Here is a 16,841-nt window from a genome sequence, read left to right on the forward strand (position 1 = left end):
GGTACCCCATTTTTAAAATGAGACACCCTCTTTACTTTTATATCGACCTGGGAAATCAGGCTGTTAATTCTTCTTCTAGTCTGGAAGCATTCAGTTGAAGTATCTCCGTGGTCCAGGCGCGGGTCTTCGCAGCCAGCTCCGAATCTTTGGCAAGAGACTGCCCGTAAGACGGGATCATTGTTTTGAATGCAGTCTGCCAATCCGAAGATTTTGCTTCCGGGAAGCAGCGGTTAATCAGATCGAGCATAATGGATACCGATGTAGAAGCACCCGGAGATGCGCCCAGCAATGCAGCAAGTGAACCATCAGCGGCAGTTACCATTTCGGTTCCGAATTCGAGCACACCACCTTCTTTTTCATCTTTTTTGATCACCTGAACGCGCTGACCTGCTTTCAACAAATCCCAGTCTTCCAGCTTTGCATCCGGTAAGTAATCTCTTAATGCTTCAACACGGTCCTCAGGAGACTGACGAACCTGGTCGATCAGATATTTGGTAAGCGGAATATTGTGTATCCCGGCTGCAAGCATCGGCTTGATGTTATTCAGCTTAATTGATAATGGTAAATCCAGGTAAGAACCATTTTTCAGGAATTTAGTTGAAAATCCTGCGTACGGCCCAAAAAGCAACGCCTTTTTCCCATCGATCATGCGGGTATCCAGGTGAGGGACAGACATCGGAGGCGAACCTACCGAAGCTTTTCCGTATACTTTTGCCTGGTGTTTTTCTATGATTTCAGGTTTGTTGCAAACAAGCCACTGTCCGCTTACAGGGAATCCGCCAAAGCCTTTTCCTTCCGGAATGCGCGACTTTTCGAGCAATGGGAGAGAGCCTCCGCCTGCGCCTATGAATACAAATTTAGCCTGAACATTGCGCGACTTGCGTGTATCACGGTCTTTCACCTCAATGTTCCATGATCGGTCACGGTTGCGCGTGAGATCGTCTACTTCATGGTTCAGGTAAAGGTTTACACCGTCCTGTTTTTCAAGATAGTCAAACATAGCGCGGGTTAATGCGCCAAAGTTTACATCTGTACCCAGTTGCATTCTGGTAGCCGCCACTTTCTGATCTTTTTCGCGGCCTCTCATAATGAGCGGGATCCAGGAACTGATTTCTTCCTGGTCTTCGGTATATTCCATTCCACGGAAAAGGTGGTGGCTGGTCAGCGCTTCGTAACGCTTGTGCAGGTAGTCTACATTTTCATCACCCCACACAAAACTCATATGCGGAATATTGTAGATAAAGTCAGCAGGACTGTCGATCACGCCCGTTTCCACCAGGTGCGCCCAGAACTCTTTTGATACTTCAAACGATTCAGCGATTTTGATCGCTTTCTTGGTTTCCACAGAACCGTCAGGAAGCTGCGGTGTGTAATTGAGTTCGCAAAAAGCAGAGTGCCCGGTACCTGCGTTGTTCCATGCGTCGGAACTTTCGGCAGTAACACGGTCAAGGCGCTCGAATATGGAAATAGTAGTAGCAGGATTTAACTTTTTGAGCAAGACGCCCAGGGTTGCGCTCATGATTCCCGCACCAATCAAAACCACGTCAGGAGAGCTCGTTTTTGAAGACTTTTTGGTATTCATAACGAAAAAAGTAAGATATGTTTAGCGGGATGCAAACCCGGAAAAGTACAAAATGCAGTTAGATAACAAATTAGCTAGTGCCTTTTGTTTCGAAAATAGTATAATTTCAAAAAATAAATTTATGGCGGGTTACAAGTTCTTGGTTACGGGCAATTAAAACTTCTTAAGTTTCAAAAAGCGAAGAACTCAGGCATAAAAAAAGGTACAGTATGCAAAGTGCACCTGTACCTTTCTGATGGCAGCTCCAATCGCTTAGATATCTGCTTCTATAATGTCTGATTCTTTGATGCCATAAGCCTTTACAACTTCCTCGTAATTGTTCATGTTCACACCTGCATTGGCACGGAACGATTTGCTAGGAATGATGACCGCGCGAATTCTCTGAAATGTTCTTTCCGGAGCAGTTGGCTGATCTTCAGACCAGCTTACCGGACGAATATCTATGAAGAACTGGTTTCCTCTGAGCAGTGTGATGAAGTTAAAGGTTGTGCTTTTTCCTTCTCCAAACTCAACTTTTCCAGGAATTGCCCACCAAAGGTTCTGGCTTTGAATGAAAACGACCACTACACTTTTTGCAAGCGCTGCTGTATCGGCTGCTGAAAGGTTGTTTTTTCCCATTGTGTAGCCGCCATTGGTACTTGGCTGGTTAGGAGCTGTAATCAGTTCTCTTGCTCCCAGAGCGTCCTTACCGGCTACTCCGGTATCACCTTTCGGTCCTGCTGGTCCTGCGGGTCCCGCCGGGCCTGCTGCTCCTGCTGTGCCGGCAGGGCCAACTTCCCCTTGTGGGCCTTCGCAGCTGAGGGATACCCCAACAATACCAATCCAAGCAATTACAATTAGTTTTTTAAGCATAGCTGTATCGATTAAGTTAAAATAAATAGAAATAGATTGTGCAAATAAACGGTGAATAATAGAAATACCTAAAGTGGGTGGCAAAAAATACACTATTGGTCACAAAGTAAAGCTTTGTGAACGTAACGTTCTTTGCAAAAAAATTGTACCCGAATTGCCGCTGTCCCCGATCATATGCACTGAGTGAATCCAATTCGGAGAGCAAAGTAGATGCCGCGGTAAGTTTTTGTAGTATATGTTCTATTGATCTTGCGGAAAATTTGTTAGCTTATTCAAGATGTTGTAATTTCATGCTAAAATCCATTCTTTCTATCAGTTACAGCTTTTTTCCACGGATACCCTTCACCTCGCAGACCTTTTCCAGGCTCTCGCATTGAAAACAGAAACACTATAACATTTTGTTAAACCTTATGAAATCTAAAAATTTTACAAAAAAATTCTTAGTACTACTTGTCTTTGCATTGATCAGCTTTGGTGAATTGCATGCTCAATGGAGCGGGGCGTACGGAAATGAATGGCTTGCGGGAAAGTACAATCAACCTTGGGTGAGCATCAAAGCAGGTGCAATTCCGGGCAGTAACAACACTTACACGCGCTCAAAGGGCATTTACAGGATTGCAATGAACTCTGCTGCATTGCCCAGCTCAATCAAGAATGCCGACAAATCGCTGCTGCAGCTGTACCACCGCGGAAGGCAGGTTGATATCATCAAAGCTGATAATACTGAAATTCTCTTTTACGCGGTACCCAATGACGGTAAGTCTGATGAGCTCTTTTACCGTCCGACTTCTTCCCGCGTAAATCCTTACTGGAGCGCCTATTCTGACGAAAGTACTTACTTCCTTACAGTAGGAGCAGAGGCGGGCGCCCGCGCAGCTTCCGTACAGCTTAATAACCCTGGGGCGACTGTCTTGGATGCGCACGTTAAAACCGACCTGAAGACTTTCCAGAACGACTATTCGCACGCGGCTTACTCCCCGATGCGTCCGCCAAATATCAACAGTTTCTTTGAAGACGGGAAGACGAAAACAGGCGCGAGCCTTTATGATGACGGTAATCCAACCTGGACAAAAAATGGTGCAACCGGTGCAGAATTCTCGGTTCAGGTAACGAATAAATCAGGCTCCGGTAATCCGCAGATCAAGGGTTTGATCCATGGAAGAAGTTACTTCCCTTCATTCGGAGGATCGCGGGTGATTAAAGTTTATATTGGGAAAACTGCCGCTACGTTGAGAGAGGCCACACAAGTATCCATCCCTGGCTTCTACTTCGCTGAATTTACCATTGATGTACAACCTGACGATCTGGATGCGAACGGAAAAGCAGTACTCGGATTTACAACACTCGGCAACTCGGAGAATGTTGGGGGTACAACGGTTTACGACAGTTTTTCGGTGACCTATTATCAGGTAACCTATTCGCAGACACTTAATATGCAGAATGCAGCGGCTGCAGAATTTGTGTTTCCAGGTGCAGCGACAGGTACCGTAAATAAGGTAAGTATCAGCAATGTACCGGCAGGAGCATCTTTTTATGACATTTCAGATCCGGACAAACCACGGAAGGTGATCGGCGCGACAGATAACCTGCAATTCTCAAGGATCAATGACAGCCAGCTGACTTTATTGGCAACCAACCAGACTCCATATACAGTTACAGACGCCAAAATAGCCAGTATCAGCTTCTCGAATATTAATCCTGCTGATTTCAACTATCTGATCGTCACCAATAAAACGCTGGAAGCTGCCGCTGATGAATTTAAGGAATACCGCACAAATGGTTCTCCGGGCGAGAAGTATAAAGCAGGCGTGTTCAAGATTATCGACATCTACAATCAGTTCAACTACGGAGAGCCTAGCCCTGTTGCGATAAGACGCTTTGTTGATTACATGATTTCAAATGGCGACAGACAAAAGTATTTGTTGTTAATGGGACCTTCTATTGCCAGGAACGACAGGGCAGTGAGAGAAATGCCTGACGAAGTACCTACGGTTGGTTATCCAAGTTCTGACGTATTGCTGGTAGAAGGTCTTGGTGGCGAGCTGGAAGATGTGCCGGCTATTCCGGTGGGAAGGATCCCGGCGGTAAGTTACGACCTTGCACATGGTTACCTTGAGAAAGTGAAAACTTACGAGAGTGCGAATGTGGATCTTGCGTGGAGGAGAAAAGTAATCCATGTGAGCGGAGGAAAAAGCAGCGCAGAAATCAACCTGCATGCTGGTAACCTGGCTACTGCTGCTACTGCAAGTGGAATTACAACCCAATTTAGCGGAGTTGTAAGTGAATATAAAAAGCCCGCAGCCCAGGCTGGTACGATCCCCGTGACACTTGATATCACATCGCAGGTAAATGCAGGAGTAGGTATGATCACCTATTTCGGGCACAGCGCGCCTTATCAGACGGACTATAACTTCGGTTATGTTTCGGATGCGGCCAAAGGCTACACGGCGACAAATGGAAAATACCCGGTGATTTATTACAATGGATGCGATATTCTGAACATTTTCAGCAACAACATTGGAAGTACAAGTGTGAACTCTTCCTCTTCACGTCCTCAGTCAGTTGACTGGCTGTTAACCCCGGACCGTGGCGCGATTGCTGTATTTGGTAACTCGTTCTCGGGTTATAATGAAAGCTGCAACGAATTTCTTCAGGAGCTTTATCCATTGATTTTTGGTACACCTGATAAAGCCCGCCAGACATTGGGGAATATTTTAAGGGCTACTTCTCACGAAACAAAAAGCAATCCGAATCCTTACAGAATGTCAGCTGATAATGCGAGAATTGCCGCTGACTATCAGAAAAGAAGGGCACAACTGCATCAGACGGTATTGATCGGAGATCCTGCTATCCAGATCTTGTTCAGCACAGAAGGTGGTTTGCCAGTCGATCTCAGCTACTTCAATGCAAAAGCAGTAGGCGAGAGTTCGGTTGAAGTTACCTGGAAAACGGCTTCTGAGAAGAACAACAGCCACTTCATAATTGAGAGAAGCTATAATGCGAAGAATTTTGAGGTAGTTGGTCTCGTGGAAGGAAAAGGCGACACTGATTCACCAAGCAGCTATGTTTGGTATGATAACAAACCACTTTCCGGAAAAAGCTATTACAGGCTGGTTCAGACAGACAGGAGTACTGTTGAAAATGGACAGAATGTTGACGGTAAAAAAACAACTTCGCAGATCGTTCCAGTTGACAGACCTTTTTCAAGCGCGCTCATTATTTCTCCAAACCCGGCAACGGACCAGGCTGAAATCAAGCTTGACCTGCCAGTTTCAATGAAAAGCTGGAAACTGATTGACCTGAACGGAAAAGTGAGACGTAAGGGTCTGACTTCGAATCAAATCAATACAAGCGACCTGCCTTCCGGAGAGTATGTTTTGGAGGTAACCACAACAGCAGAAGATACCTATTCCAAGAAATTGATCAAGAAATAATGCACGTATAATAAAGAAGGTATAGCAGATCGTTATTTGCTATACCTTCTTTATTATAAACCAAAATCATAAATGAACTATCGACACACTCTCTACAACATCTCCCTTCTGATTTTTATTCTGACTGCAAATCTGTCCTTTGGGCAGGCGGGCAAGTCTTATGATAACAGCTGGATTAAGTACGACCAGCCTTATCTCAAAATTCTGGTGAGTGCAAAAGGTATTCACAAAGTGCCGCTTTCGGCTCTGCCAGCCAGCTTTCCCGTTTCTGAACAGGCCAAATTGCAACTGTGGCATTATGGAAAGCAGGTAGCTATTTCGATCATCAACAATGAAATCATATTTTACGGAGTTCCCAATGAAGGTAAAAGGGATTCCCTGCTGTATCGTCCTTACAGCGCGCGATTGAATCCTTATTTCAGTATGTATTCGGATGAAACCGCATATTTTCTTACTGTTTCGACTTCAAAATCGCTTCGGGCAGAAACAATTACGAGGGCAGTGGACATGAAGGTGCCTGCCACGGTAAGTCACATCGCGAAAGATCCTTATATTCTTAAAACAGACTACTCTCTCATTACCCCGAGTCCTTTGAGACCGCATTTGTCCAACTCCTTCTTTGAGGATGGAGCAAGTCGCACAGGTCCGGCCGTCGTGAAAAATACACAAGTAACCTATCCCGTTCAACTCACCAACCCGATTGATGTAGCTACAAATAGGCCAAGGCTGAAAATGCTTATTCATGGAAGGAGTAATAACCTGCGAAATGTGGAGGTTTCGATTGGGAAAACAGCCCAGGACTTGCGTTTAGTCGGAAAGATAACGAGCAGAGATTTCGTTGGATCCGAATTTGAATTCGATATTCTGCCGGGAGATTTAGACCAGGCTAACAAAGGAGTAATTGCATTGAAATCGCCCAGCAATGAGGCTTACGAGGCGTTTTCGCTGGGCTACTTTACAGTTACTTATTTACAAACTCTATCAGCACAATCAAAAAAGTCATACGAATTTTCTTTGCCTGCCTCCAAGGAAAGTGTAAGCCGGTTAAATATTTCCGGGTTGGCAACCGGTTCTGTATTGTACGATATTACTGATACACTAAAAGTAATCTCGGGAGACCCGGCCAATCTAATGGTTCCCCGCAAAGCGGGCAAAGAATTGAAATTGCTTGCTACCAGCGAAGTAGTTACTGTTGATGCTGCGAAGATCAGTACGGTTGATTTCAAAGCCTATGATCGTACAAAAGCTGAATTCATCATAATTACAAGTGAGAATTTGCTTAGCAGTTCACAGACTTACGCCGCTTACCGCAGCTCAGCGGCAGGAGGCGGGCGCTCTGTGTTGGTTGCAAATATTAAAGACTTATATAATCAGTTTAACTACGGAGAGCCCAGCCCGCTGGGGATACGTGGGTTCATGGACTATATACTGGCTGATGGAAACAAAAACCGGAATCTTTTTCTAATCGGTTCTGCCACTTCTTATGTGGACCGCATGAAGAGAGGAATACCGGACGAAGTTCCGACTGTTGGGTACCCTGGCTCCGATCTTCTGCTGGTGTCTGGTATTGCAGGCGCTTCCATAGACAACGCGGCTATACCTGTCGGTAGGCTGCATTCCATTACAAATGAGCAGGTATTAAGTTACCTTGATAAAGTAAAAGAGTACGAGCACAGCAAAGCAGAGGATCGCGGCTGGCAGAAGCAGATATTACATTTAAGCGGTGGGAAATCGGTATCTGAAATAACCCAGCTAAAAAACTTGTTGGAACGGGAGCGACCGGCTGTTGAGAATGGAAGGGTAGGTGGCAAGGTTATCGCGCTTACAAAACAACAGGCAATGGCGGAGGTCGAGAAAGTAAATATCACACCTCAGGTGAACGCCGGTGTAGGGATGATTACCTTTTTCGGTCACGGTAGTTCCACTATAACTGATCCGGATATCGGGTATGTATCGGATGTGGATCGTGGTTACGACAATGCGGGAAAGTACCCATTGATGTATTTTAACGGATGCAGTGTTGGCAATATCTTCGCCGGTAAAACGAATACCAGCCCGAGTGCGGGCAACAATCGTGCCCCATTGTCATTGGATTGGATGATAGCTCCTAAAAAGGGCGCAATTGCTGTTATTGCTAATTCCTATGAAGGGTTTATAAGTCCGCTTACAGGTTACCTGGACGAACTATATGCAGGCATTTTTTCAGATGAACAAACTTCCAACTTATCCATTGGGCAAATACAGCTGATTGCAAACGAAAAGGTACTGAAAGCCGGCGCTAACGAGTATGATATAGCGAACATACATCAGTCCGTTCTACAAGGTGATCCCACCCTGAAATTGGTAAGTGTAGCAAATGCAGATTACGCACTTGATGCGGATGAGGCGATCTTTATCCGGTCGGAGGAAAAAAATAAATCGATCGGGAATTCGGCTAACCTCACTACCGGCATTATCATTGAAAATCATGGCAGGTACATAAAAGACCAGAAAGTGCCTGTGGAGGTGAGTTACGAGTATAAGGACGGCACAAAGCGTGCATTGTCGGCAACGGTCAATGCATTTGCCAGCCGTGATACTTTGCTTGTTGCGGTTGTCAACAATAAGGATCTGGCAAGAATTATCGTGAGAATAGATCCGGACAGTACGATCAGCGAAACTTCCAGGAAGAATAACTATTCCGATCTGGTGATCGACTGGGACAGGGCAAAAGATCAGAGTTTTTACCCGACCGAGCCTTTGAAAGATGTTGTAGCGCCCATTATGAATGTAATGATCGATGGCAGGACAATCAGGAATGGTGATTATGTTTCATCAAATCCCTCGATTGAAGTTGTGCTCGAAGATGACCGTCTGCTTTCTGCGGACTCATCATTAGTCGATATATTTCTTAAATCGTGTCAGGATGATTCCTGCGAGTTTATAAGACTCGCCCATTCCAGTGGGATTGAAATTGTAGAAAATTCGGAACGATCATTGAGCTTTAATTACCAGTTTGATAATCTGATTCCTGGCACTTATGAACTGTTAGTGAGCAGCAAAGATGGTTCTGGCAATGCATCTGTCAAATCGTACCGGATCCTGTTTGTGATACCTGAAAACGTGCAGCGAAGTGCATTGATCGCAAGTCCTAACCCGGCATCTGAATACGTGAGGTTTGCTCTGGAAAATGTTGGACAGGATGTTTACGATTCAATTACCTGGAAGATTTACAACCTGAACGGCATTTTGGTAGACTCAGGATCTGAGCGTGCTGAGAAGCAGGTTATTAAAGAATGGTACTGGCTTCCCCGTCAAAATGTCAAATCTGGCATTTACATCTACCAGGTGAAGCTTTCAGGCAACACTGAGAAATCGATCACTGGGCGGATCGCACTTACAAGATAGTAATCAGTAAAGATTGTTTTCCCGGAGCCAGTTGAGCCAGATGGCAAGTGAGATTGTCCTGGTCACAAAGAACTGGCTTCGGGAATGTTTATAATCCGGCAAGCCCTCCGTAAAAAGGATCGAGAGGCATTCTTCAAATTTGCTTTTCTCTACATATTGCCAAACCGGATTATCCTCTTTTTCCATTAACGCTTTCGACTGTGTAGCCAGCCGCAATGCAGCCTGCCTCCCGTAGATACTAAAATTAGCCTTAAGTGGCCTAGTACGCACATTTTCGGGCAAGAGATCCTTCATAGCCTCTCTGAAATGCTGCCGGCCCAACCCAACTCCGAATTTTGTCCGCATCGGAATTGACAGGCAAAATTCAAAGAGATCCTTGTCGTAAAAAGGAAACAGGTTGACAATGTTGTAGTGGCGCCCTAATGCGAAAAATTGTTCACTGGCTATGATTGACTGTGCATTAAAAACGTCGTCGAGCCCCATTTTATATTGTTCCGGAAGTGCTCCCCTCAGCAGGTTGGACGTTTCCTGGGAGTCGCTTTGCATTTCAGTATCGCTGAGGTATTCCGTTGCGACCGAGGTCGGCAGATTATCGCCGCTGATCCTTGAAAGCCTGTTCTTAAAAGCGCTGACTCCCTTCTTGAAGAAGTGCCAGAGCGACACATTCATTTGACTGGATGAGGTCAGTAAGAGACTTGCCGCCTGGCTTACAGAAAGTTGTCTTAGCTCACGATAAAACTCCTCAACAACAAGCGACCGTTTGTACAATTCGTACTTTTTATCATCATTATAAGCATCCCATTGAGGGAAGTTCTTGGTCAGAGACGTGTATTGAATCCGTAACCGGATCAGCGATTTAAGTTCTTCCCAATTCCGTTTCGCGTAAGTTTGTCTGATCAATTCCAGCCCGCTTCCCACAACTGAATCCCCGTCGTGCCCGATCAGCAGGGACTTACAGCCCAACTCAGCCGCCTTTTTCATCAGGCTTCCCTGTGCAGATGGGCTGATCACCATGCATTCGGGATGCCCGTAAAGAGAGGTGTAAAGCGAGAAAAGCGCGAAATCGTTAGTTTGTGGAGGCACCTTGTGGTGAATGGATCCGATTTTATCCGCTACTGCAGACGCGTAATCAGATTCATCCGAATACTTTGTTTTCGTATCCAGATAAAGAGTGTGCAGTTCCGCATCCGGGTTCAGCAGATTTGTAATAGTGCTTAAAGAAGACGAATCCAAGCCGCCACTCAAATGGGAACCAATAGGTTCGGTCGGTCCTTCAAGGGATTTCGCTACCGATTTGAAAAGCAACTTTTTGAAAGTCTGGCCGAGCTCTTCAATGGTAGTGATATTGTTCCATTTAGATGGAGAGAAATGGAGGTATCGCTCTAAATTTACTTCCGTAGCATTGATAACGGCTGTATGACCTGGGAGTACTGTCCTGATATTTTCAAAGAAAGTACGGTCAGTATAACTTCTTGCCTGGTCTCTCCGGTAGCTGATGTAATTAAGAATACGCGCCTTATCAACTTCTAGGTAAGCTCTGGCGCTTTCCATTTGAAGCAATGTGACCAGGCTATTAGAAAAGGCTACGAATCGGTTGGAGACGTGGAGGTAGTAAAAAGGAGCAGTGCCGAAGATATCACGCTTTAAGTGAAGCGTTTGTGTTACCTCATTGAACCAGATACCCCATTCAAATTCGTGCAAAATATGCTCTGGATGCTCGATATATTGGTTCTCAGAAGGCAGATCTACCTCAGCCGGGGTCAGTATTTCACTTTGAGGTTTATGCAAAAAATTAGCTCCGAAAATAACCTGTTTACTGAGGTTACTTATCGGAGCTGATTTTTGTAATCTTAAAAATCCGTTTGCCCAATTAATTGTACCAGACTGGTTGTTTTCAGTGTGGTTGATGTTGTTTTCGAAAGATATTACTCCCTCAACAACCATTAACTGATTCACGGACTTTTTTGAATGCTCAAATACTTACAGACTATTCAGAAAAGTCAAACGTTGGACCTAGATCCTGAGCGCTGCCAATTTTTCCTTTTGTTAGTTTCGCCACATTACCGAATCTGTTCAAAACCGGTTTGCGATAAGACTTTTTTGTCTGTGTAGAGTGCGATGTCACTGTTCTCATGTGTAATTGATTAAAATGATTTTTACCAGTATCCGCCGTAAAATTAGCTACTTTAATCTAATATGCAAATTTTGAGGGGATTAAATGTGAAAAAACAAAATGAAAAAGTTTGGAAATCCTAGAAATTTCTGGATTATTCTGCTCCAAATTCAACAATTTTCCTTGTTTTTCGGGTTCCAGAGTCGATTTTGCCAGATCCTATGCAAGCTTCATCCTGACAGAATTCGAAAGATGTTTGTAGGTCAGTAATGAGGCCTACACCAAGTGCGTACTGCTTAATACCAACGTACCTGTTGATAATGGAACTGTCATTTCGCTCCACCACATTCAATACCTTCTCGAAATCCTGATCTCCAACTTTCGCAGGTAACCCGAAATCTTCGTAATGGTATTCCTCCTTATCCAGATTGTTGTAAGTATTCCCATTCCAGCTCATTCGCGTGTCAATTGGAAATGCCATTGAAAAGAAAGTCTGGTTGTCAATGTTTGTCAGGATCTTGTCCGGGAATTTCTGAACAGCAAACTCTTTGACTTTCGTCCAGTACTCACCCGCTTTGTTTCGGGTGGACCGGGAATAGGTGTACGTGGAGATACCTTCTGCATTAACATTAACGCGCTCGATTTGGTCCTTCTCCTGCCAGCTCTTGATCACGGGATTAGCCTGGCCTGTGGAGTAGACTTCTTCCCGGACATCGTAAACCGCATACCGGCCAACTTCCAGAGGATAATACTGATAGGTATCCACCGGCTCAGCATTGTCGCCATCGCATGCGGCGAGTGACAATGAAGCAAAGAGCATCAACGCCCAGTTTTTAAGTGACCTGTTTTTTGCAATGTGTGTAAATGTGTTCATTGAGGGATATTTTAATTGTAAAATGATTCAAACTGACTAGACGCGCTCTTGAAGTTTGGCCTTCAAAAAGCCGATCAGTACCTGCAAGCCCGTGTCAAACCGGTTGTTGTTATTAATGATAACATCGGCTTCGGACCGAAGAGGTAATATAAACTTGTCATAAGTTGGCGCGACATGATGCTCCCAGCGGTAAAGCACATCATCTAGATCGTAGCCGCGTTCGTTATTATCACGAATAATGCGCCTTTTTATTTTAACGTGTTCCTTGGCGTCAACAAAAATTTTGAGATCAATAAGCCGCGCAATTTCAGGGAAGTAAAAGACAAATATACCTTCAACTATAATGATCGGACGTGGTTCAAATATAAGCATTTCCGGCTTGATCAACGGATTGTTGAACGTGTACTCCTTTTGATGCACTTCTCTGCCGGCCCGGAGAACAGCAATGTGTTCGGCAAACAAATGATGGTCTATCGTCTCAGGTAAGTCAAAGTTTTCCACCCCATTTTCATCCCGCGGGATTTCGTGTATGGGCCGGTAATAGTTATCCTGGGAAATACGCGTGATTTCATCCTTTCCAAAAGAGTCGATCAGGCTCTTCATGAAATAGGTTTTGCCTGACGCACTTCCACCTGTTATACCAACAATGTATGGGGGTTTTTCCTGGGTTATCATAATGCTGCTGAGATCCTGAAAACAGGATATCCTGAAAATTAAATTAGAAAATATTAGTTAATAACTGCCAGCTTACCGGCAAGTTTCTCGCTTCCGTCGCCGGATACAATGAAGACCATATAAACCCCGCCCCGCGCCCGCTTGCCGGTATAATCAGCCAGGTTCCACGAAGCAGTTCCGCCTTGTGACCGCGTTTCAAAAATCAGCCTGCCCGAAAGCTCGGTTACCTTCACCGTCGATCCGTCCATTAAACCCTTAAAGCCCACTTTACCCCCGAAATCGGGCCGGACGGGATTAGGGAAAATGGTGACCTGATCAAGGTTTTGGGAAGCTTCGCTGGCATCGCTCCGATAAGATACCATTCCATTTGCAGTGTCCACAAACAGCAAACCCTGCGCGGGGTCAAATCTCAATGCGTGAATATCGGTGGAAGGTAGCGGACTGTTTTCTGTGTTGAACATGGTCAGAAGCTCCGTTCCGTCCGCGCTGAATTGGTAAAGTCCGTTCCGAGTTGCTATCCACTTTCTGTTGCCCGGCTCCACGGCAATTGCGGTACATTTTTCATTGCTGAACAATTTCCGTTGTCCGTAAATGGGAAGGATCGCGTCAATGCGCCCGCCGTCCAGCACATTATCAGGCACAAAGTACCCCGCGCCTTTGTCACTTGCAAACCAGACATTGTCTTCATAGTCCAGTGCAAGGCTGTTGATCACGTTCGACGGCAGACTGCCTGATCCGATTGAAGCAGATAAAATTCGTTGCTGACCAGCGGTATTCTTGACAAGAATGCCGCCGCCCTGATAATCAGGAATACGTGCCCAGCTTGTTCCCGCCCAGTCGATCACCACCGAATCGAGGCTTGCATTGATTGTCGTATCCGTTTGAGCAGGTAATACCGGTTGAAAGCTTGTCCCTGCATTCGTGAGTAATCCCGCTTTTCCGTCGGCTGTCCACAGTCGCCCGTTCTCGCGAATGGTTGTCGCCAGGGCTTTAAACATCGGATCGACTTTCACAGATACTTTGTTTTGCGCGTTGATTGAAACGATCTCGCGGGGAGTAGTTACCAGCATTTCATTTTCAGAAGTGTCAATGTTTAAATATTCACTTGGGGAGGAAAAGACGGTTTGCCAGCTGCCTTTATACAATTGGTAAACACCCTTCCCTGAAAATGCAGCATATAGGTTATTGTTGAAAATGGATACAGCTATCGCCTTTTCACTTGCATTGACCAACTTCCAATTGGCAAAATATTGACGATTGACACTCGGCGACATCGAAGCTGCCAGAATACCCTCGCGGGTGGCAGCAAATATCGAATCCGCAGAGAATGCAAGATCTCTCACTGCTGTCTGAATCCCACCTGCGCCGATATAACGGTAACTTTCTTTCACCTGGCGCATTTCAGTGTCAAGCACAATAATTCCAAAATCGGTACACAGATAAGCCAGCTGTTCTCTGAAAACGATCTTACGAACGGCCTTACTTTCTGTTATTCCCGCCGTTTCAGCCAGTACAGACCAGCCGGCTATTTCAGCAGGTGCTAAATTCTCATCAAGGTAAACGAAATCAATGTAGCCGCTTCTGTAAGCGAGCAGGAGCAGGTTGTTTTCAGGCTCAAATGCGAATGCACTTACTCCATTATCATGCAAACCTTCCGTCTTCGACCAACTTGTAACCTCGCGGGTTGTAGTATCGAGACTGAAAAAACCATTGTAGGTACTATATAGAATACGGTTTTTAACAGCCATAACCTGCCTGGCAGACAAGTTGCTGAAATGGTTTTGCCAGTGTCCGATCGGAATGGTCTGACTTTTGGCCTCGGGCAAAAGGTTACCCAGCAAACAAAGAGTGACCAGAATATTTTTCATCTGTCTGCGTGTTTCCTTTTGGTATCAATCCCCTCTCGCCCTTCGTCCATCGTGATTGATTATTCAACCGTTATCACAGCGGAACCTTTTCCGGTACCACTGCCGCAGCCGCTTTTGAGTGAGCTGATCGTGTATTCAGTGGTTGCAGTTGGTGAAACCGAAATAAGGTATGGGTTCAGAAATGTTCCATTGATTGCTGTTCCGTCGGACAATGTGAATGACCAGGGCGGCAATCCGTTCTTAAATTTCAGCTGTATTCTGGTTGTTCTTCCTGCGGAGATGGCGCCTCTTCCCGAAACTTCGCCGATTGCGCGGTCAGGTGCAACTACGTCAATCTCTTCAATGGCGCTTGAAACCGCTGGTGAGCTGGATACAATCCGGATTTTCTGGGTCTTGATGGTGTCTCCCGCTGCTGCATTTGCGATTTTTACTTTCATCGCCGTCGGCGTGATAGTAGTTGGGAGGTTTACAAAACGTCCCGACTTATCGGTCATTTGCACTGTAAACTTGTTGCCGGCATTGTAGCGTCCCTCGGTTTTATAAGGGAGTTCAATGGTCGAGCCTGCGCAAACCATATTCTGGGGTAGCTTTTCCAGCGTAATGCTGGCGGGGGGCATTTTTACAGATATTTTCGCACTTCCCGAGAATTTGCCCACTCCGCAAAGTCCTCCCGCAGACGTGATCTGGTAATTGGTATCGTATAAAGGTTTCACCTTGATTTTTGCGGGTGATTCCTGAATATTGTTCTCATAAGTACCATCTGATAACAGCACGAACCAAGGCCCGCCGCCTGTAAATCTGACAGTCAGTTCACCGGTTTCATTTTCACCCAACCGGAGCGAATCCTTTTCAAGCGTGGCTACTGTGGGAGAAACAATGGATACATTGGCTGTTTGTGTAACTAGGTATGGTGCCGAGGAAACAACCCGCAGCTTGTACTCTCCGGGTTTGTAGGTAGCCGGTATTTCGGCAGTGATAAAACCAGTGGTATCCGGGGCGGAAATTGTCTTGAATGCACCTGTGCGCTCTGCAATTTGCACCACGAACTTATTACCCTCCTTAAACTTGCCCGTTGCATTGAATGGAACCTGGAATGGAACCCCGCCGCATAGCCGCGCTATTTTTTCGGCTTCTTTCAATTCCAGTTTTGGCTCAGGATTGTTGTTTACATTCACGATAGCCTCACCCGACGTAACACCACTCCCGCAAGCATTGGCCACACCCGAGATCCTGTAAGCCTTCACTTCTTTTGGCTTCACAGACACATAATGCGGATTCGAAAGCGTGCTTAAAATCGTAGTGCTGTCCGAAAGTCTGAAAGACCAGGGCGCGGTTCCGGTAAGGTGCACCCGAAGCTGCACTTCCTGGCCGGGCATTGTTCTGGTGGTCTGGCTTCCATCCAGGAAGTCGATGCGGGCGGTAGGTGTCTGCAATAACCTGATTGGTACCTCCTGGCTTCTTATAACCGGAATGGAACTGACAATTTGCAGGCGATACACTTCACCGCCAATCTTGTAAGAAGGAATAACTGCTTTTACCGGGCTTTTCTTAACCGGCAGCGAAATAGGTACCGTTTTCCCCGAAGCATCAATCATTTGTGCCAGGTAAGTATTGGCTTCGTCAAACGGGCCGCTTACTGTAAAAGGAATTTCAATTGTAGTGCCTGGACAAACCGACAAATAGGAAATGTCTCCAATTGTTATCGTAAATGAATGAAGACTGTCGCCGCGTGCTTTTTCAAGTTTTTCAACCTTCTCGTCTAATGCCCGCTCCGTGAGACTATCCGGTGTTGCCTCCGTAGAAAGATCGGCAGCATTCGTGGTATCCTGTCCTGCATTGGTATTTGTCTGGACAGAATCTCTCAAAGGTGCAGTTACCCTCGTCGCTTTCGGCAAAGTATCAGGAGCAGCAGCTGCCGGTTTTGTTGCCGGAGTGGTCGCCTTCTTTTTAGGTGGTAAGATTGTCTTTCTGGGCGACGTGGTTTTTTTCTGGGCATCCACCTGCGTGCAGACGAACATCAAACCAAAAAACAGTAAAGCGATAAACCGGAGCATGT

The 16,841-nt window shown here is 45.7% G+C and carries 9 protein-coding genes; 2 read left to right on the forward strand and 7 right to left on the reverse strand.

The genetic code is table 11. The annotated features are described in order from the left end of the window. Positions 1–55 precede the first annotated feature (55 nt). Positions 56–1,582: a malate:quinone oxidoreductase gene (locus tag ASG33_RS03830; RefSeq protein WP_056280522.1), complete on the reverse strand. Its 1,527-nt coding sequence runs from the start codon at positions 1,580–1,582 to the stop codon at positions 56–58. Positions 1,583–1,834: 252 nt separating this feature from the next. Continuing rightward, a complete protein-coding gene (locus ASG33_RS25710; protein ID WP_157474563.1) occupies positions 1,835–2,518 on the reverse strand; it encodes a hypothetical protein in 684 nt (227 codons plus the stop codon). A 326-nt stretch (positions 2,519–2,844) separates the two neighbouring features. Between ASG33_RS25710 and ASG33_RS03840 the strand changes: the two genes are divergently transcribed. Continuing rightward, on the forward strand, positions 2,845–5,868 hold the full coding sequence (locus ASG33_RS03840; RefSeq protein WP_056280526.1) for a C25 family cysteine peptidase: 3,024 nt from the start codon (positions 2,845–2,847) through the stop codon (positions 5,866–5,868). 72 nt (positions 5,869–5,940) lie between these two features. After that, on the forward strand, positions 5,941–9,255 hold the full coding sequence (locus tag ASG33_RS03845) for a C25 family cysteine peptidase (RefSeq protein ID WP_056280529.1): 3,315 nt from the start codon (positions 5,941–5,943) through the stop codon (positions 9,253–9,255). Positions 9,256–9,258: 3 nt separating this feature from the next. Here ASG33_RS03845 and ASG33_RS03850 read toward each other — a convergent pair whose 3' ends face one another. The 5 genes from ASG33_RS03850 to ASG33_RS03870 form a co-directional block, all read right to left on the reverse strand. Next, complete coding sequence (locus tag ASG33_RS03850) at positions 9,259–11,043, reverse strand: asparagine synthase-related protein (RefSeq protein ID WP_162242723.1); 1,785 nt, start codon at positions 11,041–11,043, stop codon at positions 9,259–9,261. Positions 11,044–11,522: 479 nt separating this feature from the next. Next, positions 11,523–12,242 carry a hypothetical protein gene (locus tag ASG33_RS03855; RefSeq protein ID WP_056280534.1) on the reverse strand — a complete coding sequence of 240 codons (720 nt, stop codon included), beginning with the start codon at positions 12,240–12,242 and terminating at the stop codon, positions 11,523–11,525. A gap of 36 nt (positions 12,243–12,278) precedes the next feature. After that, positions 12,279–12,917 (reverse strand): uridine kinase, encoded by a 639-nt coding sequence (locus tag ASG33_RS03860; protein ID WP_056280536.1) that lies wholly within the window; start codon positions 12,915–12,917, stop codon positions 12,279–12,281. Between the two features lie 53 nt (positions 12,918–12,970). After that, positions 12,971–14,785 carry a two-component regulator propeller domain-containing protein gene (locus tag ASG33_RS03865; protein ID WP_056280539.1) on the reverse strand — a complete coding sequence of 605 codons (1,815 nt, stop codon included), beginning with the start codon at positions 14,783–14,785 and terminating at the stop codon, positions 12,971–12,973. A 59-nt stretch (positions 14,786–14,844) separates the two neighbouring features. Beyond that, complete coding sequence (locus tag ASG33_RS03870) at positions 14,845–16,839, reverse strand: hypothetical protein (RefSeq protein WP_056280545.1); 1,995 nt, start codon at positions 16,837–16,839, stop codon at positions 14,845–14,847. Positions 16,840–16,841 lie beyond the last annotated feature (2 nt).

This window comes from Dyadobacter sp. Leaf189 (assembly GCF_001424405.1).
Classification (GTDB): Bacteria; Bacteroidota; Bacteroidia; order Cytophagales; family Spirosomataceae; genus Dyadobacter.

Excerpts from the sequence above, each read along its gene's own strand:
- ASG33_RS03830 (WP_056280522.1), bottom strand. The coding sequence starts at position 1,582 with ATGAATACCAAAAAGTCTTCAAAAACGAGCTCTCCTGACGTGGTTTTG.
- ASG33_RS03840 (WP_056280526.1), top strand. The coding sequence starts at position 2,845 with ATGAAATCTAAAAATTTTACAAAAAAATTCTTAGTACTACTTGTCTTT.
- ASG33_RS03845 (WP_056280529.1), top strand. The coding sequence starts at position 5,941 with ATGAACTATCGACACACTCTCTACAACATCTCCCTTCTGATTTTTATT.
- ASG33_RS03855 (WP_056280534.1), bottom strand. The coding sequence starts at position 12,242 with ATGAACACATTTACACACATTGCAAAAAACAGGTCACTTAAAAACTGG.
- ASG33_RS03860 (WP_056280536.1), bottom strand. The coding sequence starts at position 12,917 with ATGATAACCCAGGAAAAACCCCCATACATTGTTGGTATAACAGGTGGA.
- ASG33_RS03865 (WP_056280539.1), bottom strand. The coding sequence starts at position 14,785 with ATGAAAAATATTCTGGTCACTCTTTGTTTGCTGGGTAACCTTTTGCCC.
- ASG33_RS03870 (WP_056280545.1), bottom strand. The coding sequence starts at position 16,839 with ATGCTCCGGTTTATCGCTTTACTGTTTTTTGGTTTGATGTTCGTCTGC.